Here is a 19,236-nt window from a genome sequence, read left to right on the forward strand (position 1 = left end):
TCGGATCAAAGTTGTTGCCGAAACGCCGGTTTCATACATTGAGGGACAGGGCCATGGCTGAAAGCTCACAAAAGTGGTTACTGCGCAATCGCCCGCCTCGCGTAAAGATTACTTATGATGTCGAAACCGGCGGCGCGATCGAACGCAAGGAACTGCCGTTCATCATCGGCGTGCTCGCCGACCTGTCGGGCAAGCCGGCCGAACCGCTGCCGCCGGTCAAGGAACGCAAATTCGTCGAGATCGACCGGGACAATTTCAACGACGTCCTCGCCTCGATCAAACCGCGTCTGGCCTTCCGCGTCCCCAACCGGCTGAAGCCCGAGGCGGACGAGCAGCTTTCGGTCGAGCTGTCCTTCCAGCATCTCGACGATTTCAACCCGGTCGAGGTGCTGAAGCAGGTACCGGCGCTGGCCCACCTGTTCGCGGTGCGCGAACGGCTGCGCGACCTGCTGATCAAACTCGACGGCAACGAGGCGCTCGAGGATCTGCTGAAGGAGGTCGCCGCCGACCCGGCCAAGCAGGCCGAGCTGAAGGGGCTGCTGGCGCCCGCCGCCGGCGAGGCCGCCCCCGATGCCGCCGCCCCCGCCACCCCGCCGGACGAGCCCGCGCCGCCGCCGGCCTGAGCCGGCCCCCTCTCCTCCGTGTGACGCCCCCTGCGAGCAAACGAGGCAACGATGGCCGAAGACACCACTCCCTCCGCCTCCCTCACCCTGCTCGACCGGTTGCTGGTCGAGGGGAAGATGGCGCGTGACGAATCGCAGCGGGCCTATGCCCGCGAGTTGCTGGCCGAGTTCGTCAACGACGTGCTGGCCGAAAGCGGCGGCACCGTCGGCAACGACATCCTGGCCCTGATCAACGAGCACATCGCCAACATCGACGCGCTGCTGACCGCCCAGGTCAACGAGATCCTGCATGCCCCCGACTTCCAGAAGATGGAGGCGGCGTGGCGCGGGCTGGCCTATCTGGTGTTCAACACCGAAACCAACACGATGCTGAAGATCCGCCTGCTCAACGTCGCCAAGGCCGATCTGCTGAAGGATCTCGAAAAGGCGGTCGAGTTCGACCAGAGCGCGCTGTTCAAGAAGGTCTATGAAGAGGAATACGGCACCTTCGGCGGCAATCCCTACAGCGTGCTGATCGGCGATTACGAATTCAGCCGCCATCCCCAGGACATGGCCCTGCTGGAGAAGATCTCCAACGTCGCCGCCGCCGCCCATGCCCCGTTCATCGCCGCGCCCCATCCCGGCCTGTTCGACATGGACAGCTTCACCGATCTCGGCTTGCCGCGCGACCTCGCCAAGATCTTCGAAAGCGTCGAACTGATCAAATGGCGCTCGTTCCGCGCCAGCGAGGACAGCCGCTACGTCGCGCTGGTGCTGCCGCGCGTGCTGCTGCGCCTGCCCTACGGCCCCGACACCGTCCCGGTCGAGGGCTTCGACTTCACCGAGGATTGTTCCGGCCTCGATCACCGCCACTATCTGTGGGGCAACGCCGCCTATGTCGAGGGGCAGCGGATCGGCGCCGCCTTCTCCCATCACGGCTGGACCGCGGCGATCCGCGGCGTCGAGGGCGGCGGCAAGGTCGAGGGCCTGCCCGCCCACACCTTCCGCAGCCCGGACGGCGACATCGCCCTCAAATGCCCGACCGAGGTGTCGATCACCGACCGGCGGGAAAAGGAACTGTCGGACCTCGGCTTCATCGCCCTGGTCCATTGCAAGAACACCGACTATGCCGCCTTCTTCGGCGGCGCCACCGCCAACCGGCCCAAGCTTTACATCACCCCCCAGGCCAACGCCAATTCGCGCCTGTCGGCGATGCTGCCCTACATCCTCAACGCCTCGCGCTTCGCCCACTACATCAAGGTGATCATGCGCGACAAGATCGGCAGCTTCATGACCAAGGACAATGTCGCGACCTACCTCAACACCTGGATCTCGCAATATGTCCTCGGTCAGGACGATGCCGGCCAGGACATCAAGGCACAATACCCGCTGCGCGAGGGGCGGATCGACGTGTCCGACATTCCCGGCAAACCGGGCTGCTACAACGCCGTGGTGTTCCTGCGTCCGCACTTCCAGCTCGAGGAACTGACCGCCTCGATCCGTCTGGTGGCCGAACTGCCGCCGCCAGCGGCCTGAGCGGGGACGGGACGGCCCAGGCCCAGAGCTTCCGCCGGTGACGGAAGCGCCTTCAATCCGGGAGCATCAGCCTCATGGCCCAGAATTTCTTCATCAAGATCGACGGCATCGAGGGCGAGTCGAAGGTCGAAGGTCACGACAAGGACATCCAGGTGCTGTCCTGGAGCCATTCCTTCAACCAGCCGACCTCGGCCACCCGCTCCTCCGCCGGTGGTGGCACGGTCGAGCAGGCCAACCACGCCGATTTCTCGATCACCAAATATCTCGACATCGCCAGCGTGCCGCTGATGAAGCAGTGCTGGAGCGGCAAGACCGCCGCCACCGCCACCTTCACCGCCTACCGCTCCGACGGCGATGCCCTGGTTGAATATCTCAAGATCGAGATGAACAACGTGCTGATCTCGAACATCTCGCTCGGCGGCGGCACCGGCGACATGGCCACCGAGACCGTCACCCTGTCCTACAGCAAGGTCCAGTACACCTACGTCCAGCAGAAGGTCGCCGGCGGCGGCAATGACGGCAACAAGGTCGCCTCGCACGATCTGGCGTTGCAGAAGATCGGTTAAGCCGGCATGGCGGGCCCGCGGCCGGTCACAGGCGGCCCGCGGTCGGTCGAAGGGGGCCGCGCCCTGTTGTTCGAACGGCTGGTCGATCTCGCCCCGGGAGAGGGCGAGAGCCAGCCCTTCCTGCTGCATGACCGCGACGGGCTGAAGGCCTCGGTCGCGGCCGAACTGGCGGCGCTGCTGTCGACCCGGCTGTCGCGCCCGCTGGCGCTGCCGCCCGGCCAGGACCGTACCACCCTCGATTACGGCATCCCCGACGCCGCCGGGCTGGCCCCCGGCGATGCCGAGGGCCGTGCCGCCTTCGCCGCCGAGATCCAGGCGGCGATCCTGGCGTTCGAGCCCCGGCTGGAGACGCCGCGGGTGACCCTGTCGCCCGATCCCGCCCGCAGCGACGGGCTGATGGCGCGGATCGAGGCCCATCTGCGCTGCGGCGACGAGATGGAGCCGGTCTCCTTCGCCCTCGCCTTGGGACGCGGCGATGAGTCTTGACCCGTTCGACCCGCTGTTCCGCGCCTATGTCAACGAACTGGCCTGTCTGCGCGGCGCCGGGGCCGATTTCGCCCGCAGCCACCCCAAGCTGGCGCGGCGGCTGGAACTGGCCCGCGACGGCGCGGCCGACCCCCAGATCGAACGGCTGATCGAATCCTTCGCCTTCCTGGCCGCGCGGATCCAGCGCGAGATCGAAGCCGACTTCCCGCTGATCCCCGCCGCGCTGCTCGGCACGCTCTATCCCCACCTCACCGCGCCGGTGCCGTCGATGGCGATCGCCCGCTTCGACACCGACCCGGCCCATTCCCGGGCGACGATGGGGATCGCGGTGCCGCGCGCCACCCCGCTTTACGCCAGCGCCGAGGACGGGCTGACCTGCCGGTTCCGCACCTCGGCCCCGGTCACGCTGTGGCCGGTCGAGGTGGCCGGGCTCGATCTGCTGTCGCCGTTCGCCCTGACCGCGGTGGCGGGCGAGGCGGAACGGCTGGGCGCCGCCGCCCTGCTGCGGCTGCGGCTGACCTGCCAGGGCAACCGCGATTTCGCCGAGTTCACCCCGAACCGGCTGCGGCTGTTCCTCGACGCCGATCCGACCACCGCCGAGACCCTCTACGAACTGCTTGGCCACCGCGTCGGCGGGGTGCTGGTGCTGCCGGACGGGGCCGAGCGGGCCCGCCGCAGCCGGATCCGGGTCGAGCCGGTCGGGTTCGGCCCCGACGAGGCGCTGCTGCCCCACCCCGACACCGCCCATCAGGGCTATCGCCTGTTGCAGGAATATTTCCTGTTCCCGGAGAAATTCCTGTTCGTCGATCTGGTCGATCTGCCGCCGCTGGGGCCGGGGCGGGTGGTCGATCTGGTGTTCCTGCTGACCCGGCGGCCGCCGGGCGGGCTGATCCTGCGCCCCGACACCCTGCGGCTGGGCTGCACCCCGATCATCAACCTGTTCCCGCGCACCAGCGAGCCGATCCGGCTCGACCATACCCAGGTCGAATACCGGCTGATGCCCGACATCCGCTGGGAACGGGCCACCGAGATCCACTCGATCCTCAAGGTGTCGGACACCGCCGCCGCCAACGCCCCCGACCGCGCCGTCCTGCCGTTCTTCTCGACCGGCCATCCCTCGACGCGGGGCGAGCGCGACTGCTACTGGATCGCCCGGCGCCAGCCGACCGGACGGCCCGACCTGCCCGGCAGCGAGATGCTGCTGTCGTTCAAGGATCTCGGCCTCGACCCGGCCCTGCCGTCGAGCCCGGTGCTGTTCGCCCATACCCTCTGCACCAATCGCGGCGCCGCCGAGCAGATCGCCCCCGGCACCGCCCTGACGATGGAACGCGCCGCCCCGGTGGCGGCGATCGTCTGCCACACCCGCCCCACCGCCCAGCTCGCCGCCCCCGAGGATGGGGAGACGCTGTGGCAATTGGTGTCGCATCTGTCGCTCAACCACCTGTCGCTGGCCGGCGGCGCCGACAGCCTGGAGGGACTGAAGGAGATCCTGCGGCTGTATGGCGGCCGGCAGGCCGGCCACGGCCAGCAATTGATCGACGCCCTGACCGCGCTCGCCACCCGGCGGGTGGTGCGGCGGATCGGCGCCGACGCCTGGCGCGGCTTCTGTCGCGGCACCGAGGTCACCCTCACCGTCGATGACCGCACCCTCGGCTCGGCGCTGTACCTGTTCACCGGGGTGCTGTCGCACTTCCTCGGCCTCTATTGCGGGGTCAACCTGTTCACCGAGCTGCGGGTCACCACCCCGCGCCAGGAAGGAGCCTGGATCACATGGCCGCCCCGAACCGGCGAGGCGATCGTCCTCTGAGCGCCCGGCTGCGGGCCGAACCGCAGCGTTTCGCCCTGCTCCAGGCGGTGGCGCTGGCCGAGGCCGAACGCCCGGAGGCCCAGCCGGTCGGCAGCGGCTTCGACACCAGACAGGAGGCGGTGCGCTTTCGCGCCAGCCTGTCGCGCGCCTTCCCCGCCAGCGACGTCACCGGCTGGCGCGACGGGGCAGACGGCGCCCCGCCCGAGCTGGAGACCGCCTTTCTCGGCCTCGCCGGCGCCTTCGGCCCGCTGCCGCCGCCGCTGGCCGAACTGGCGCTGGAGCGGGCCCGGCGCGGCGATACCGGCATCCGCGACTTCCTCGACCTGTTCAACCATCGCCTGATCGCGCTGTTCGTCCGCGCCAAGCGCGCCCATCGCCCCACCCTCCAGCCCGGCCGGCCCGACGCCACCGGCTTCGCCGGCCTGCTGTGGGCCCTGCTCGGCCTCCGCACCCCCGGCCTGCGCCGGGGACTGTCGCGACGCGGCCGCTCCCGCCTCGCCGGCCAGGAACGCGCCCTGCTGGCCTGCGCCGGGCTGCTCAACCAGCGCCCGGTCAGCGCCCACGCCCTCGAACGCCTGCTCGCCGCCGCGCTGACCCTGCCGGTGCGGGTCGAGTCGTTCGTCGGCGGCTGGCTGCGGCTCGATCCCGACCAGCGCACCGAACTGGGCGGGCCCGGCCGCAACCAGACCCTCGGCGACGGCGCGGTGCTGGGCGGCCGGGTGTGGGACCAGGGCGCCGGCATCCGGGTGGTGCTGGGGCCGATCAGCCTGCGCCGCCTGCATCGCCTGCTGCCCGGCGCCGCCGACCACGTCACGCTGTGCGCCCTGCTGGCCTATGCCCTCGGCGGCAGTGTCGCGGTCGAGGCCCGGCTGGTGCTGCCGCCGCGTCAGGTGCCGGGCTCGCGCCTCGACACCCGTTCCCCGGCCCACCAGCCCCGGCTGGGCTGGACCAGCTTCCTCACCACCGCCCCCCGCCGCGCCCCCGGCGAGGTGCTGCTTCAGCTCGGCCGCCCGGGCGAGTGAAGGATGCGGGCCGGGCCCGACCATCGAAGCAGGTCCAGGAGCCGCTGGCTCCTGGCGGGTGCGGGCAGAGCCCGCTTTTCGGTTGCGACGGCCTGCCGCTCATCGCACAATGGATTGGTCAGACTTGCCGGGAGATCCGTCGTGTCGCAGCGTCACGCGCCCCCGCCGACCCGGTTCGGCCCCGCCGCGCCGGCCCAGGCCAAATCCGGCTACCAATTGGTGGTCGGGGCCTATCTGCATCAGGGCAGCCAGCCGGCGGCACTGGCCGGGCATGCCTTTGTCGGCATCGAGCGCCCCAACGGCCAGCGCGAAACCTTCGGCTTCTCCCCCGCCGATTACGGCCGGTTCGACCCCCGGCGCGACTATCAGCGCCTGTCGGCCGGGGTTCAGGGCAAGGTTCACGGCGACGCCGGCGCCTTCGCCCAGCCCGGGGTGCGGGTGGCCAAGGTGCCGATCAGCGATTCCCAGGCCCGCGCCGCGCTGGCCACGGTCGAACGCTACAAGGCCAGCAACGCCGATTTCAGCGCCACCCGCCGCCAATGCACCACCTTCGCCAGCGACGTCGCCCGCGCCGCCGGGGTGTCGGTGGCGGCGGCGCCGGGCCAGCCGCGCGCCTTTTATGCCGCGCTCGGCCGGCCGGACGGGGTGATGCAGGGGCGCTTCCCCGGCGGCTGCATCCAGCGGCGGGGCGCCACCAACGGCAACGCCTTCGCCCTGCCCGAGACCTTCACCCTGCCCGCCGCCAGCGGCCAGCCGCTGCCCGACGGGGTGCGCGGCAAGATGGAGAGCTTCTTCGGCACCGATTTCTCACGGGTGCGGGTCCATGTCGGGCCGGAAGCCCCGGCGATCGGCGCCCTGGCCTTCACCGTCGGCGACACCATCGTCTTCGCCCCCGGCCAGTACGATCCCTCCAGCCCGCGCGGCCAGCAGATCCTCGGCCATGAACTGGCCCATGTCGTCCAGCAGCGCGCCGGCCGGGTGCGCAACCCGTTCGGCGCCGGCCTCGCCGTGGTCCAGGACGCCGCGCTGGAGGCCGAGGCCGACCGCCTCGGCATGCGCGCCGCCTTCGGCCGCTGAGACGTCGCCGCCCGCCCACCCCCGATGCCCACCGTCAACACCCCGCTGTCGCTTCAGCTCACCACCCCGCTCGGCCCCGACAAGCTGGTTGCCACCGGCCTGTCCGGCAGCGAGGGGATCAGCGAGCTGTTCCTGTTCACCGTCACCGCTTCCGCCACCGCCGACGGGCTCGATGCCGGCGCGGTGACCGGCAAGGCGGTGACCCTTACCCTGGTCGATGGCGCCGGCCTGACCCGCTCCATCAACGGCATCGCCACCCGGGTGGCGGTGTGCGGCAAGAGCTGGTCGATCGATCTGCGGCCGTGGACGTGGCTGCTGGGGCTGGCCAGCGACAACCGCATCTTCCAGCAGAAGAGCGCCCCCGACATCGTCAAGGCGGTGTTCGCCGACGCCGGCTTCACCGATTTCCAGGACAAGCTGACCGGCAGCTACGCCGCCCGCGATTACTGCGTCCAGTACCAGGAAACCAACCTCGCCTTCGTGCTGCGCCTGTTCGAGGATGAAGGGATCTGGTTCAGCTTCAGCCACGAGGACGGCAAGCACACCCTGGTGATGGGCGACGATTGCTCGGCCCATGCCGCCTGCGCCAACGTCTCGGCGGTCAAGTTCCTCGAACTGACCTCCAGCCGCAACTGGCTGGAAAACAACCGGGTCGAGGCGCTGTCGCTTGAACACAACGTCGTCACCGGCAAGTACCAGTCGGAGGATTTCAATTTCGAGACCCCCACCGCCGAGCTGAAGGCCAACGCCGCCGGCAGCGGCCCGGCCTATCAGATCTACGATTATCCCGGCTGGTACCAGACCAAGGATGCCGGCGACGCCCGCGCCGGCAAACGGCTCCAGATCTTCGAGGCGATGACCAAAATTCTGTCCGGCCGCGCCGACGTCCGCCACTTCACCGCCGGCGGCAAGATCACCATTTCCGGCCATCCCGACAGCGCCCTCAACGGCGATTGGGTGCTGGCCGAGGTCCGCCACGACGCCGCCCCGGGCGCGTACGCCAACAGCTTCACCGCCTTCCCCGCCGACGTGGTGTTCCGGCCGGCGCGGCGCACCCGCAAGCCGCGCATCGCCGGCAGCCACACCGCGATCGTCACCGGCAAGGCCGGCGAGGAGATCTGGACCGATTCCTACGGCCGGATCAAGGTGCAGTTCCCCTGGGACCAGCTCGGCAAGCACGACGAGAACACCACCTGCTGGATCCGCGTCGCCCAAAGCTGGGCCGGCAAGTCGTGGGGCGCCTGGGTGCTGCCGCGCATCGGTCAGGAGGTGGTGGTGACCTTCCTCGACGGCGACCCCGACCGGCCGCTGGTCACCGGCTGCGTCTATAACGGCGACAATTCGCTGCCCTACCCCCTGCCCGACAACCAGACCCGCAGCACGCTGAAATCGAACAGCTCGAAGGGCGGCGCCGGCTACAACGAGATCCGCTTCGAGGACAAGGCGGATGCCGAGGAGATCTTCGTCCACGCCCGCAAGGACCTCAATATCGAGGTCGAGAAGGGCAACCGCACGGTGACGGTGATGGAGGGCAATGACAGCCTGACCATCAGCAAGGGCAACCGCACCACCACCATCACCGAGGGCAACGAGACCCACGAGGTGCAGAAGGGCACCCGCGCCATCACCGTCAAGGATGCCGAGACCCACACCAACCAGGCCGACTTCACCCATGAGGTAAAGGGAAACTACACCCTCAAGGTCTCGGGGGACTTCCTGCTCCAGGTTTCTGGTAAGATCACCGTCAAGTCCGATGGCGATGCCCTGGTTCAGTCCGGCGCCGCCGGCACGGTCAAGACCGGCACCAGCCTGACCCTTCAGTCCGGCACCGACCTGACCGCCAAGGCCGGCACCGGCGCCACCCTCCAGGGCGGCACCACCGTCGAGGTCAAGGGCTCGGCCTCCGGTACCGTCGATGGCGGCGGGATGCTGACGGTCAAGGGCGGGATGGTCAAGATCAACTGAGGCGGGAGGCATCCGATGGCGATCACCTGGCACCAGCCACCGCCCCAGCCGCCCCTGCGCGGCGGCGCCGCCGCGTCCGTCCCCCCGGCCAGCACGGTCCAGCCGCTGCGCGCCTTCGCCGCCGTGCCGCACACCGCCGCCCCGCCCCGCCGCGCCCCGGCCGGCGACGAATTGCTGAGCCTGCCCGGCGGCGGCTTTCAGTTGCGGCTGCATGACCGGCAGGTGATGGCCCGCCCGAACGGCACCTACAATTTCGTCCGGGTTCAGGGCCTGACCCGCAACCAGACCACCACCGTGCTGTCGCCGCGCGCCGCCCATGCCGCCCTCGCCGCCGGCCGGCCGGTGCTGTATGCCGGCACCGCCGCCTTCGCCGACGGCCGGCTCGATTGGTGGAGCAATTATTCCGGCACCTACCAGCCCCAGGCCGAGTTCAACCGGCAGGCCGGCCTGCCGGCCGACAAGTTCATTCCCTGGCAGAAATTGCAGATGGGCGGGCTTGGCCTGCAACGCGGCATGCTGGGCGAGCGCCGCGCCGCCCTCGCCCCCGAACGGCCGGCGGCCAAGGCGGTCAGCCCCGACCGGGCCGGCCACCCTGGCCCGGCGGCTACTTCGTCAGCTGCGACAAAAGATGCGACAGCGACGGCACATGCGGGAACAGCTTCGGGTTCACCAGCGTCAGGCCGGCCAGGATCAGGCTGACCACGATCACCGCGATCGCGATCCAGGACGGCCGCGCGCCGCCGCGCAGCGGCACCCGCTCGGAATAGGACAGGCCCGAGCCGGGCAGCCCGACGGTGCCGCGCACCCCCTGCCGGCCCAGATTGACCGTCGCCCCGCGCCCGCCCAGCGACAGGCTGATCCCGCCCTTGCCGATGTTGAGCCACAGGCCGGGGGCGATCTTCAACACCTGACGGACCCGCAAACCCATGCCATTCCTCCGCGATCCGGTTGAAACCGGCGGCAGCATAGCCCACCACCTCCTGTCCTGAGAAGCGGGCTCTGCCCACATCTACAGCCGGATCTGCGCCCCCAGTTCGACCACCCGGCCGGGAGGGATGCGGAAGAATTCGGTGGCGGAGACGGCGCTGCGGCTCATCACCACGAACAGGCGTTCGCGCCATTCCGGCATTTCGTGCCGGTCGCCCGAGACGATGGTCTCGTGGCCGAGGAAGAACGAGGTGTCCATCAGGTCGAAATCGAGCCCGAGCGCCTTGCACAGCCGCAGCGCCTTCGGCACGTCGGGTTCCTGGACGAAGCCGTAGCGCAGAATCAGGCGGTAGAAGCCCTCGGCCAGGGCCACCACCTCGATGCGGTCGCGGCCATGGACCCGGGGGATGTCCTCGACCAGCACGGTCAGGAAGATGATGCGGCGGTGCAGCGCCCGGTTGTGCTTGAGGTTGTGCAGCAAGGCGAGCGGCACCACGCTGGAGGCGCTGGTCATGTAGACGGCGGTGCCGTCGACCCGGATCACCCCCTTCGAATCCTTCTGCTGGGCGATGAACTGGTCGAGCGTCAGCGCCCCCTCGGCGAGGCGGCGCGTCAGGATGGCGCGGCCCTTGCGCCACGTCCCCATCAGCAGCAGCATCCCGGCGCCGACCACCAGCGGGAACCAGCCGCCGCTGCCGAGCTTCAGCAGGTTGGCGCCGAAGAAGGCAAGATCAATGGCGAGGATCACCCCGCCGAGGCCCAGGCACAGCGCCAGCGGCCAGCCCCAGCTCAGCCGCGCCACCACCATCACCAGCACGGTGGTCGCCACCATCGTCCCGGTGACGGCGACGCCATAGGCCGAGGCCAGGGCGTTGGAACTGCCGAAGCCGACCACCAGCACGATCACCCCGGTCAGCAGCCACCAATTGGCGCGCGGGACATAGACCTGCCCTTCCTCCTCGTCCGAGGTGTGGCGGATGGCAAGGCGGGGGGAATAGCCGAGCTGCATCGCCTGCCGCGACAGCGAGAACACCCCGGAGATCACCGCCTGACTGGCGATCACCGTCGCCGCCATCGCCAGCAGCACCATCGGCAGCACCGCCCAGTCCGGCACCAGCAGGAAGAACGGGTTCTCCGCCGCCCCCGGATTGTCGAGCAGCAGCGCCGCCTGACCGAGATAGTTCAGGAGCAGCGCCGGCAGCACCAGCAGGCTCCATACCAGCCGGATCGCGGTGCGGCCGAAATGGCCGATGTCGGCGTACAGCGCCTCGGCCCCGGTCACCGCCAGCACCACCGCCCCCAGCACGGCGAAGGCGGCCCAGCCGTGATGGATCAGGAACATCACCCCCAGGCGGGGATCGAACGCGGCGACGATGGTCGGCTGCTGGACGATCTGGACCGCCCCGAGCAGGCCGATCACCACGAACCACACCACCATCACCGGGCCGAACAGCCGGCCGACCCGCTCGCTGCCCCGGCTTTGCAGCATGAACAGCCCGACCAGGATCACCAGGGTCAGCGGCAGCACCGCCGAGGCGAAGGCCGGGCTTTCGACTTCGAGCCCCTCGACCGCCGACAACACCGACATCGCCGGGGTGATCATCCCGTCGCCGAAGAACAGCCCGGCCCCGGTCAGCCCCAGCGCCATCAGCAGCCCGGCCGAGGCGCGCGGCCCGACCGCGCGGAGCGCCAGCGCCAGCAAAGCGAGGATGCCGCCCTCGCCCCGGTTGTCGGCCCGCAGCACCAGCCCGACATATTTGAGGCTGACCACCAGCAGCAGCGCCCAGATCACCAGCGAGGTCACCCCCAGCACGTTGTCGGGGGTCGGCGCCACCCCCAGCGCCGGGCCGAAGCAGGCGCGCAGGGCGTAAAGCGGGCTGGTGCCGATGTCGCCATAGACCACCCCGAGCGCCGCCAGCGACAGCGCGGCAAGACGGGCCCGGCTCGGCGCGACGGCGGAGGACGCGGCGGCGGGCGGCGGAACGGCGGCGGGATCGGGCGCGGCGGGCGACAGGATCGGTTTCCCCCTTCAGATCTCGACCTGGCTGCCGAGTTCGACCACCCGGTCGCTCGGCAGGTGAAAGAAGTCCGAGGCGCTGGTGGCGGTGCGGGACAGGGTGGCGAACATCTGCTCGCGCCAGCCCAGCAGGCCGGGGCGCCGGCGCGGGATCACCGTCTCGCGCGACACGAAATAGGATAGGGACATCGGCTCGTAGAAGAAACCGAGTTGCGCGGTGCTGGCCTGGGCCAGCGCCTTCGGGATGTTCGGGCTTTCCATGAAGCCGTAGCGCAGCAGCAGCCGGATCACGTTGGGGGCCAGCTCGCGCTTTTCCAGCCGCCGCTCGGCGGCGACGAACGGGGTCTCCTCGACCAGCACGGTCAGCAGCACCACCCGCTCATGCATCACCCGGTTGTGCTTGAGATTGTGCAGCAGGGCGACCGGCACCCCCTCGCTCATCCCGGTCAGGAACACCGCCGTGCCGGGCACCCGCGGCACCCGGTCGGACAGGCTGGCGAGGAAGTCGGCCACCGGCAGGCTGTTGGCGCGCGAACGCTCGGTCAGCAGGCGGCGGCCGCGCTTCCACACCGTCAGGGTGACGAACACCGCCAGCCCGACCGCCAGCGGGAACCAGCCGCCATAGGGGATCTTGACCGCGTTGGCGAGGAAGAAGGCGAGATCGACCACCAGGAAGCCGCCGACGAAGATCGCGATCTTGCGGTGAGGCCATTTCCAGATCAGCAGCATCGCCAGCCCGACCAGCAGGGCGTCGATCACCATCGTCCCGGTCACCGCCACCCCATAGGCGGCGGCGAGGTTGCTGGAACTGCCGAACCCGATCACCAGGGCGCAGACCGCGACCATCAGCAGCCAGTTGATGAACGGCAGGTAGATCTGGCCGATTTCCTCCTTCGAGGTATGGATGATCTCCATCCGCGGCAGGTAACCGAGCTGGATCGCCTGCCGGGTGACCGAGAAGGCGCCGGAGATCACCGCCTGACTGGCGATCACGGTGGCGGCGGTGGCCAGCAGCACCAGCGGCATCGTCGCCCAGGCGGGGGCGAGGCGGAAGAAGGGATGGGCCAGCGCCGAGGGGTCGTGCAGCAGCAGCGCCCCCTGGCCGAGATAATTGAGCATCAGCGCCGGCAGCACGAACACGTACCACGCCAGCCGGATCGGCAGCCGGCCGAAATGGCCCATGTCGGTGTAGAGCGCCTCGGCCCCGGTCACCGCCAGCACCACCGAGCCGAGGGCGAGAAAGCCGTACCAGCCGTGATCGAACAGGAACGCCAGCGCGTAATGCGGGCTGAGCGCGGCCAGCACCCCGGGGGTGAGGACGATGTTGCGCAGGCCGAGGATCGCCAGCACGGTGAACCAGCCGAACATCACCGGCCCGAACAGCCGGCCGACCGTGCCGGTGCCCTGGCGCTGGATCAGGAACAGCCCGACCAGCACCACCAGGGTGATCGGCAGCACCGCATGCTCGAGCGTCGGCGCCACCACCCCCAGCCCCTCGACCGCCGACAGCACCGACACCGCCGGGGTGATCATGCTGTCGCCGTAGAACAAGGCGGCGGCGAAGATGCCGAGCGCGCCGACCAGCAGCGACAGGCCGCGCCGTCCCTCGGCGGCGTGGGCGACCAGCGCCATCAGCGCCAGCGAGCCGCCCTCGCCGCGATTGTCGGCGCGCATGATCACCAGCACGTACTTGATCGAGACGATCACGGTGATCGCCCAGAACACCAGCGACAGCACGCCGAGCACGTTGCCGCGATCGAGCGGCAACGGATGCGGCCCGGCGAACGTCTCCTTGAGGGCATAAAGAGGACTGGTGCCGATATCGCCGAACACCACCCCGATCGCGGCCAGCATCAGCGCCGGCACGTTGCGGGACGTCCCCTCGGCCGGTTGGGTGGTCATGTTGGGGTTCCCCTCCGCCTTGCTCGGCTCATGCCTACCCGGTTTGCCCCAGGAGTCAAGCCCCCCGGCCCCAACCGTCAGGCGAGTGTGAGAGATTCCCTTGATTTACCAGACGTTTCCAATGCAGCCGGCGCGGCCCGTGACAGAACGGGCGAAGCCCGCTACAGTCGTCGCGACGGCGAAACCGCCGCCCCCGACCCGATCCGAACGGTATCCGCCATGAGTTTTCCCGACCATCCCTACGCCGAGGCCGGAGCGTTCTGCACCGATTATTTCGCCGAACTGGCCCGGGCCGCCGCCTCGGTCGATCCGGCTTCGGTGGCCCGCGCCGCCGCCCTGCTGACCGAGGCCTTCGCCCGCGACGCCACCCTGTTTTCCTGCGGCAATGGCGGCTCGGCGGCGATCGCCGACCATCTGGTGTGCGACTGCGCCAAGGGGGTCCAGGCCGATACCGACTGGCGCCCCCGGGTGGTCAGCCTGTCGGCCACCACCAGTCTGGTCACCGCGATCGCCAACGACATCGCCTATGCCGAAGTGTTCGCGTGGCAGGTCAATACCTTCGCCCGCCCCGGCGATGTGCTGCTGACGATTTCCTCCTCGGGCAATTCCCCCAACATCGTGCGCGCGGTCGAGGCGGCCCGGGCACGGGGGGTGGCGAGCATCGCCCTGACCGGCTTCGACGGCGGCGCCTCGGCCGGCCTCGCCGACGTCAACCTCCACGTCGCCGCGCGCAATTACGGCATCGTCGAGGACACCCATCAGAGCCTGATGCACATCCTGGCCCAGTATCTGCGCCAGAGCCGGATGGACCCCGCCCTGGTCGCCGCCCGCACCTTCTAGGATGTGGGCTCCGCCCACACCCGCCAAGGGCCGCAGGCCCTTGGAACCCATTGGTTTTCCGGGGGTGGGCACGAAGGATAAGGGAAGGGGATCCAAGGGCCTTGCGGCCCTTGGCGGGTGCGGGCAGAGCCCGCTCCCCGTTGTTCAGACCCGGGCGGCGGCGGCGGCCGACTGCACCGACTTCTGCAACTTCTCGAAGGCGCGGACCTCGATCTGGCGCACCCGTTCGCGCGAGATGCCGTAGCGGCGCGACAGGTCGTCGAGGGTGGCCGGCTCCTCGGCGAGACGGCGATGGGTCAGGATCGCCCGCTCGCGCTCGTTGAGGCTGGCCAAAGCGGCGGTGAGGAAGCCGCGCCGCTGTCCCAGTTCCTCGCGCTCGCCCAGTTCGGTTTCCTGGTCCTCGCGCTCATCGACCAGCCAATCCTGCCATTCGCCCTCGCTTTCGGCGCGCAGCGGCGCGTTGAGCGAATGGTCGGGGCTGGCGAGGCGGCGGTTCATGTTGACCACCTCCTCCTCGCTGACGTCGAGCGATTCGGCGATGCGGCCGACCACCTCGGGGGCGAGGTCGCCTTCCTCGATCGCGTTCATCTGCCCCTTCAGCTTGCGCAGGTTGAAGAACAGCTTCTTCTGCGCGGCGGTGGTGCCCATCTTCACCAGCGACCAGGAATGCAGGATGTATTCCTGGATCGCGGCGCGGATCCACCACATCGCGTAGGTGGCAAGCCGGAAGCCACGATCGGGATCGAAGCGGCGCACCGCCTGCATCATGCCGATGTTGCCTTCGGAGATCATTTCGCCGAGCGGCAGGCCGTAGCCGCGATAGCCCATCGCGATCTTGGCCACCAGCCGCAGATGGCTGGTGATCAGCCGTTCCGCCGCCGACCCGTCGTCATGGTCGCGGTAGCGCTTGGCCAGGAGATATTCCTCCTCGGGCGGCAGCATCGGGAACTTGCGGATGTCCTGCAGATAGCGGGTGAGGTTGCCCTCGGGCGCGAGCGACAGGCTGGAACTGATGGCCGTCATCGTCGTGTCTCCTCTTCCGGCGGGAGGGGGGTTCCCTCCCTGGCGGGGCGGCGGCGCTTGCCGCGCCTTGTCCGTCCCGCGAGTTGGAAAACGATGCCACAGCTGGGCGGTCAAGTATAGCTCTTTTTAAACCGCCTCTAAAATTTTTATCAAGCTACTGATATCCGAAGGTATAGCACTCTCAAACCTCAGCCAACCCCCTTGGGTGGGGTGGCGAAACCCGAGCAGATAGGCATGAAGGGCCTGACGGGGAAACGCCTGTAGGGCTTGACGCTGCACGTCCGGTAGCCGTGACATTCGGCTAGGACGTACCCTACCATAGGTCATATCACCAACCAAGGGATTATTCACACTGGTCATATGAACCCGGATCTGATGTGTCCGGCCGGTGGCGAGCCGGCACTCGACCAGACTGACCGCGCCGGCCAGGAAACTTTTCATCACCCGATAGCGGGTCAGCGCCGGCTTGCCGCCATGGCTGACCACCGCCATGGTCTTGCGGTCGCGCGGATTGCGGCCGATCGCGCCCTCGATGCGGCCCTCGGCCGGGTTGGGCAGGCCCCACACCAGGGCGCGGTAGGCCCGCTCCAGGCTGTGGTCGGCGAATTGCTCGGCGAGGCCGCGATGGGCGGCATCGGTCTTGGCCACCACCAGCAGGCCGGAGGTGTCCTTGTCGATGCGATGGACGATGCCGGGGCGGCGCACCCCGCCGATCCCGGCCAGCGACTCGCCGCAATGGGCCAGCAGGGCGTTGACCAGGGTCGAATCCGGGCTGCCGGGGGCGGGATGGACCACCATGCCGGCCGGCTTGTCGATCACGATCAGGTCGGCGTCCTCGTAGACCACCACCAGGGCGATGTCCTGGGGCTCGGGCGTGGCGGGAGCGTCGGGCGGAACCTCGACCCGGGCGGTCTGGCCGGGTTTGACCCGGTACGAGGGGTCGGCTATCGTCGCGCCGTCGAGGCCGACCTGGCCGGCCTCGATCAGAGCCTTGATCCGGCTGCGCGACAGCTCGGGCAACCGGGCGGCCAGCCATTTGTCGAGACGGTCGCCGGCCTCGTCGGGCGTGGCCGGGACGGGGATGAGAACACGGGAAGCGATGTCGGTCATCGCCGCATCATCGCCGATCCGGCCGCCGGCGGCGACAGGGGAAATCACAGATGAAAGCACTGAAAGCCTTGGTGATCGTGCTCGGCCTGCTGATCGTGGCCGGCGTGGTGCTGCTGATCTACGGCGTGTCGTCGAAGCTGGGGCCGCGCCCGGCCCCGAGCGCGGCGGCGGGAACGGCCGGCGGCGCCACGGCTTCGTTCGGCACGGTGGCGGTGCCGCTGCCGGGCGGAGCCCAGGTGGTGCAGGTGCTGAGCGCGGGCGAGCGGCTGGTGGTGCGGATCGCCACCCCGGACTCGACCGAGCTGGTGGTGCTCGACCCGGCACGCGGCGAAATCGCCGGCCGCTTCAGCCTCGCCGCGCCGACGCTGGCGGCGCGATGATCCTGCTGGCGGCGGCGGAGGCGGCGGCGATCGCCGCCCACGCCGAGGCCGCCTTTCCCGGCGAGGGCTGCGGCCTGCTCGCCGGCACCGGCACCGCGCCCTTGCGGGTGACCCGGATGGTGCCGGCCGCCAATTTGTGCGCCGGCCAGCGCGACGACCGCTTCGAGCTCGACCCCGCCGCCCGCTTCGCCCTGACGCGCGCCCTGCGCGGCACGCCGGAGCGGCTGATCGGCCACTGGCACTCCCACCCCAACGGCCGCGCCGAACCCTCCCCCACCGACCTCGCCCGCGCCTGGGAGCCGGACCTGGTGTGGCTGATCGTCCCGGTGAGGACCGACGCCGGGGGGCGGCCCCGGGCCGGAGCGCCGCGCGCCTTTCGGCTTGATGGCGAACGGGGGGTGATCACGCCGGTAATGTTGCGGCTGACGTAGGATCGCGCGGGCGCCGCCCGCGAGCCCGCCGGGGCGATGCCCCGGACCCCCTTTGTTTTTATGGGAAAATGGGAAGACCCAAAAAAAGCGCTTGCCAAGGGATCCGCTATCCGGCATAAACCGCGCCGCACCGAGCCTCCAGCGTCCCCATCGTCTAGAGGCCTAGGACATCGCCCTCTCACGGCGGTAACCGGGGTTCGAATCCCCGTGGGGACGCCAATGGTTTCAATGGCTTAGGTAGCGCCCTCCCCCTTCAGTGTCCTGTCCGTATCCAGTCCGAGTCGGTGGATGGAGAGGGATCTTCGTGGACAAGGGTGGCGTGTTCGTTCCAGGAACCCCCATCCCGACCTGAAAAGCCGGGTCTGCATCCCAGCGCCGCCCTTACCTCTTTCGGGCGGCGCGACCTCGGGATATTTTCTCCCCTCACCTGTGCTTCGGCCCCAGCCGGTTCCGTAAACCGGGGCCCCTCCCGCCTTGGACGGACCGTGGAAGATTCCCTGCGTCAGAGACTGAGCCAGCCGGCCCGCACGATCACCCTCGAACAAGCCCTCGCGATCTGGCACGTCGTTGACGTTTCGGTACGCTGCCGTGGCGTCGGGAGCTGGGCGCAAGATCCACGCCTGCCCGCCCGCCTTCGCGGCGCCCTGGGACGGCAACTGACCGAAAGCGCCTCGCCGGAAGCCCGAGCCGGCCAGCCCTGCCCCTGGTGGCCGCCCTGCGCTCTCGACCTGTTGTTCGGCCAACATGGCAAAGTGACCGGAGGGATCGAAATCCCCAAGCCCTATGTCGTTGCCGCCAGGGCCGACGGAACCGATCTGGTGGCAAGCGTGACGCTGTTCGGTCTGGCCGCCGACTGGGCCGGATCCGTCGCCGATGCCCTGGTGCGGGGCCTGCGTCAGGGGATCAACGAGGCCGATGCCGACCGGGCGCGGTATCGGTCGCTGGAGGTCATCGACCGCACCATCGCCGTCGGCACCGGCCCGGAGCCGTTCACCCCCGACAGCGGAACGATCCTGCTGGTCACGCTGGAAACGCCACTGTCGATCCGCAGCGGCGACACCATTCGCTCGCCTGATTTCGGCGATCTGGTCTCATCCCTCACCTCCCGGGTCCAGGGACTGGCGCGGTGGCATGACGCGGCCCTCACCGCCGACTGGCCGGACCTGATCCGGCAAGGGCGCACCCTGCCCCGCCATGACATCGCCCGCACCGCCCCCCTCCTGTGGCAACGGGGCTCGACCCGACAGGATCGGGCGTTTAGGGTGGGCGGCGGACGCGGGCAATGGCTGGTCGATACGCCCTCCCCCGACCTGATGGCCCTCCTGCTGCTTGGCCAGACCACCGGGGCCGGCGGCCGCACCACCCTCGGTCTGGGCCGTTTCCGGATCGATCTGGTGTCAGAGCCGACCTGACACCACACGGCTTCGCATCGGCGCGCCCCTCGCGTCACCCACAACACCGGCGAGCCGGCCAAACCTCAGATCAGCCAACTGCACTCCGCTCCCATGCGCGGAAAACGCCCGATGGTTCCCGGATCGACGGTGC

General features: G+C 69.5%; 18 protein-coding genes, 1 tRNA gene and 1 CRISPR repeat array (1 of these 20 only partly in view). Of the genes, 14 read left to right on the forward strand and 5 right to left on the reverse strand.

Features of this window, described 5'->3' with window-relative positions; all coding sequences use genetic code 11:
* Nucleotides 1–53 precede the first annotated feature (53 nt).
* From tssB to ACFSNB_RS04940, 9 genes are all read left to right on the forward strand, one after another.
* Nucleotides 54–623, forward strand: a complete 570-nt coding sequence (gene tssB / locus ACFSNB_RS04900; RefSeq protein WP_377314917.1) for a type VI secretion system contractile sheath small subunit — start codon at nt 54–56, stop codon at nt 621–623.
* A 51-nt stretch (nt 624–674) separates the two neighbouring features.
* Nucleotides 675–2,138 (forward strand): type VI secretion system contractile sheath large subunit, encoded by a 1,464-nt coding sequence (gene tssC, locus ACFSNB_RS04905; protein ID WP_377314918.1) that lies wholly within the window; start codon nt 675–677, stop codon nt 2,136–2,138.
* A gap of 74 nt (nt 2,139–2,212) precedes the next feature.
* Nucleotides 2,213–2,704, forward strand: a complete 492-nt coding sequence (locus tag ACFSNB_RS04910; protein ID WP_377314919.1) for an Hcp family type VI secretion system effector — start codon at nt 2,213–2,215, stop codon at nt 2,702–2,704.
* Nucleotides 2,705–2,770: 66 nt separating this feature from the next.
* The gene (gene tssE, locus ACFSNB_RS04915) at nt 2,771–3,190 is read left to right on the forward strand and encodes a type VI secretion system baseplate subunit TssE (RefSeq protein WP_377314920.1); all 420 of its coding nucleotides are present in this window, start codon (nt 2,771–2,773) and stop codon (nt 3,188–3,190) included.
* The gene (gene tssF / locus ACFSNB_RS04920) at nt 3,180–4,997 is read left to right on the forward strand and encodes a type VI secretion system baseplate subunit TssF (protein ID WP_377314921.1); all 1,818 of its coding nucleotides are present in this window, start codon (nt 3,180–3,182) and stop codon (nt 4,995–4,997) included. The genes tssE and tssF overlap by 11 nt, the downstream gene beginning before the upstream one ends.
* Nucleotides 4,961–6,019 (forward strand): type VI secretion system baseplate subunit TssG, encoded by a 1,059-nt coding sequence (gene tssG / locus ACFSNB_RS04925; protein ID WP_377314922.1) that lies wholly within the window; start codon nt 4,961–4,963, stop codon nt 6,017–6,019. Before tssF ends, tssG begins: the two co-directional genes overlap by 37 nt.
* 141 nt (nt 6,020–6,160) lie before the next feature.
* Nucleotides 6,161–7,096 carry a DUF4157 domain-containing protein gene (locus tag ACFSNB_RS04930; protein ID WP_377314923.1) on the forward strand — a complete coding sequence of 312 codons (936 nt, stop codon included), beginning with the start codon at nt 6,161–6,163 and terminating at the stop codon, nt 7,094–7,096.
* Nucleotides 7,097–7,120: 24 nt separating this feature from the next.
* The gene (locus ACFSNB_RS04935) at nt 7,121–9,061 is read left to right on the forward strand and encodes a type VI secretion system Vgr family protein (protein ID WP_377314924.1); all 1,941 of its coding nucleotides are present in this window, start codon (nt 7,121–7,123) and stop codon (nt 9,059–9,061) included.
* A 15-nt stretch (nt 9,062–9,076) separates the two neighbouring features.
* Nucleotides 9,077–9,760 (forward strand): hypothetical protein, encoded by a 684-nt coding sequence (locus tag ACFSNB_RS04940; protein WP_377314925.1) that lies wholly within the window; start codon nt 9,077–9,079, stop codon nt 9,758–9,760.
* Here ACFSNB_RS04940 and ACFSNB_RS04945 read toward each other — a convergent pair.
* The 3 genes from ACFSNB_RS04945 to ACFSNB_RS04955 all read right to left on the reverse strand — a co-directional run bounded on the left by ACFSNB_RS04945 (nt 9,666) and on the right by ACFSNB_RS04955 (nt 13,907).
* Nucleotides 9,666–9,989 carry a DUF4236 domain-containing protein gene (locus ACFSNB_RS04945; protein WP_377314926.1) on the reverse strand — a complete coding sequence of 108 codons (324 nt, stop codon included), beginning with the start codon at nt 9,987–9,989 and terminating at the stop codon, nt 9,666–9,668. The genes ACFSNB_RS04940 and ACFSNB_RS04945 overlap by 95 nt on opposite strands.
* 81 nt (nt 9,990–10,070) lie before the next feature.
* Entirely contained in the window at nt 10,071–12,002 is a 1,932-nt protein-coding gene (locus ACFSNB_RS04950; RefSeq protein WP_377314974.1) for a potassium transporter Kup, read from the reverse strand.
* Between the two features lie 15 nt (nt 12,003–12,017).
* Nucleotides 12,018–13,907: a potassium transporter Kup gene (locus ACFSNB_RS04955; protein ID WP_377314927.1), complete on the reverse strand. Its 1,890-nt coding sequence runs from the start codon at nt 13,905–13,907 to the stop codon at nt 12,018–12,020.
* A gap of 219 nt (nt 13,908–14,126) precedes the next feature.
* On the opposite strand from ACFSNB_RS04955, the gene ACFSNB_RS04960 reads away from it, so the two are divergent.
* Nucleotides 14,127–14,747 carry a D-sedoheptulose-7-phosphate isomerase gene (locus tag ACFSNB_RS04960; RefSeq protein ID WP_377314928.1) on the forward strand — a complete coding sequence of 207 codons (621 nt, stop codon included), beginning with the start codon at nt 14,127–14,129 and terminating at the stop codon, nt 14,745–14,747.
* A gap of 144 nt (nt 14,748–14,891) precedes the next feature.
* On the opposite strand, the gene rpoH is transcribed toward ACFSNB_RS04960, so the two are convergent.
* Complete coding sequence (gene rpoH, locus ACFSNB_RS04965; protein WP_377314929.1) at nt 14,892–15,770, reverse strand: RNA polymerase sigma factor RpoH; 879 nt, start codon at nt 15,768–15,770, stop codon at nt 14,892–14,894.
* 126 nt (nt 15,771–15,896) lie between these two features.
* Nucleotides 15,897–16,880 carry an RluA family pseudouridine synthase gene (locus ACFSNB_RS04970; protein ID WP_377314930.1) on the reverse strand — a complete coding sequence of 328 codons (984 nt, stop codon included), beginning with the start codon at nt 16,878–16,880 and terminating at the stop codon, nt 15,897–15,899.
* Nucleotides 16,881–16,930: 50 nt separating this feature from the next.
* On the opposite strand from ACFSNB_RS04970, the gene ACFSNB_RS04975 reads away from it, so the two are divergent.
* The 4 genes from ACFSNB_RS04975 (at nt 16,931) to cas6 (ending at nt 19,103) form a co-directional block, all read left to right on the forward strand.
* Nucleotides 16,931–17,260: a hypothetical protein gene (locus ACFSNB_RS04975; protein ID WP_377314931.1), complete on the forward strand. Its 330-nt coding sequence runs from the start codon at nt 16,931–16,933 to the stop codon at nt 17,258–17,260.
* Nucleotides 17,257–17,691, forward strand: coding sequence for a M67 family metallopeptidase (locus ACFSNB_RS04980; RefSeq protein ID WP_377314932.1), 435 nt, complete (start codon nt 17,257–17,259; stop codon nt 17,689–17,691). The genes ACFSNB_RS04975 and ACFSNB_RS04980 overlap by 4 nt, the downstream gene beginning before the upstream one ends.
* A gap of 143 nt (nt 17,692–17,834) precedes the next feature.
* A tRNA-Glu gene (locus ACFSNB_RS04985) sits at nt 17,835–17,910 on the forward strand.
* 533 nt (nt 17,911–18,443) lie between these two features.
* Nucleotides 18,444–19,103 (forward strand): CRISPR system precrRNA processing endoribonuclease RAMP protein Cas6, encoded by a 660-nt coding sequence (gene cas6, locus ACFSNB_RS04990; protein ID WP_377314933.1) that lies wholly within the window; start codon nt 18,444–18,446, stop codon nt 19,101–19,103.
* Between the two features lie 77 nt (nt 19,104–19,180).
* Nucleotides 19,181–19,236: a CRISPR direct-repeat array (repeat unit 32 nt) (it continues 1,119 nt past the right edge of the window).

The organism is Phaeospirillum tilakii (assembly GCF_042683125.1).
Taxonomy (GTDB): domain Bacteria; phylum Pseudomonadota; class Alphaproteobacteria; order Rhodospirillales; family Magnetospirillaceae; genus Phaeospirillum; species Phaeospirillum tilakii.

Excerpts from the sequence above, each read along its gene's own strand:
- tssB (WP_377314917.1), top strand. The coding sequence starts at position 54 with ATGGCTGAAAGCTCACAAAAGTGGTTACTGCGCAATCGCCCGCCTCGC.
- tssC (WP_377314918.1), top strand. The coding sequence starts at position 675 with ATGGCCGAAGACACCACTCCCTCCGCCTCCCTCACCCTGCTCGACCGG.
- ACFSNB_RS04910 (WP_377314919.1), top strand. The coding sequence starts at position 2,213 with ATGGCCCAGAATTTCTTCATCAAGATCGACGGCATCGAGGGCGAGTCG.
- tssF (WP_377314921.1), top strand. The coding sequence starts at position 3,180 with ATGAGTCTTGACCCGTTCGACCCGCTGTTCCGCGCCTATGTCAACGAA.
- tssG (WP_377314922.1), top strand. The coding sequence starts at position 4,961 with ATGGCCGCCCCGAACCGGCGAGGCGATCGTCCTCTGAGCGCCCGGCTG.
- ACFSNB_RS04935 (WP_377314924.1), top strand. The coding sequence starts at position 7,121 with ATGCCCACCGTCAACACCCCGCTGTCGCTTCAGCTCACCACCCCGCTC.
- ACFSNB_RS04940 (WP_377314925.1), top strand. The coding sequence starts at position 9,077 with ATGGCGATCACCTGGCACCAGCCACCGCCCCAGCCGCCCCTGCGCGGC.
- ACFSNB_RS04945 (WP_377314926.1), bottom strand. The coding sequence starts at position 9,989 with ATGGGTTTGCGGGTCCGTCAGGTGTTGAAGATCGCCCCCGGCCTGTGG.
- ACFSNB_RS04955 (WP_377314927.1), bottom strand. The coding sequence starts at position 13,907 with ATGACCACCCAACCGGCCGAGGGGACGTCCCGCAACGTGCCGGCGCTG.
- ACFSNB_RS04960 (WP_377314928.1), top strand. The coding sequence starts at position 14,127 with ATGAGTTTTCCCGACCATCCCTACGCCGAGGCCGGAGCGTTCTGCACC.
- rpoH (WP_377314929.1), bottom strand. The coding sequence starts at position 15,770 with ATGACGGCCATCAGTTCCAGCCTGTCGCTCGCGCCCGAGGGCAACCTC.
- ACFSNB_RS04970 (WP_377314930.1), bottom strand. The coding sequence starts at position 16,880 with ATGACCGACATCGCTTCCCGTGTTCTCATCCCCGTCCCGGCCACGCCC.
- ACFSNB_RS04975 (WP_377314931.1), top strand. The coding sequence starts at position 16,931 with ATGAAAGCACTGAAAGCCTTGGTGATCGTGCTCGGCCTGCTGATCGTG.
- ACFSNB_RS04980 (WP_377314932.1), top strand. The coding sequence starts at position 17,257 with ATGATCCTGCTGGCGGCGGCGGAGGCGGCGGCGATCGCCGCCCACGCC.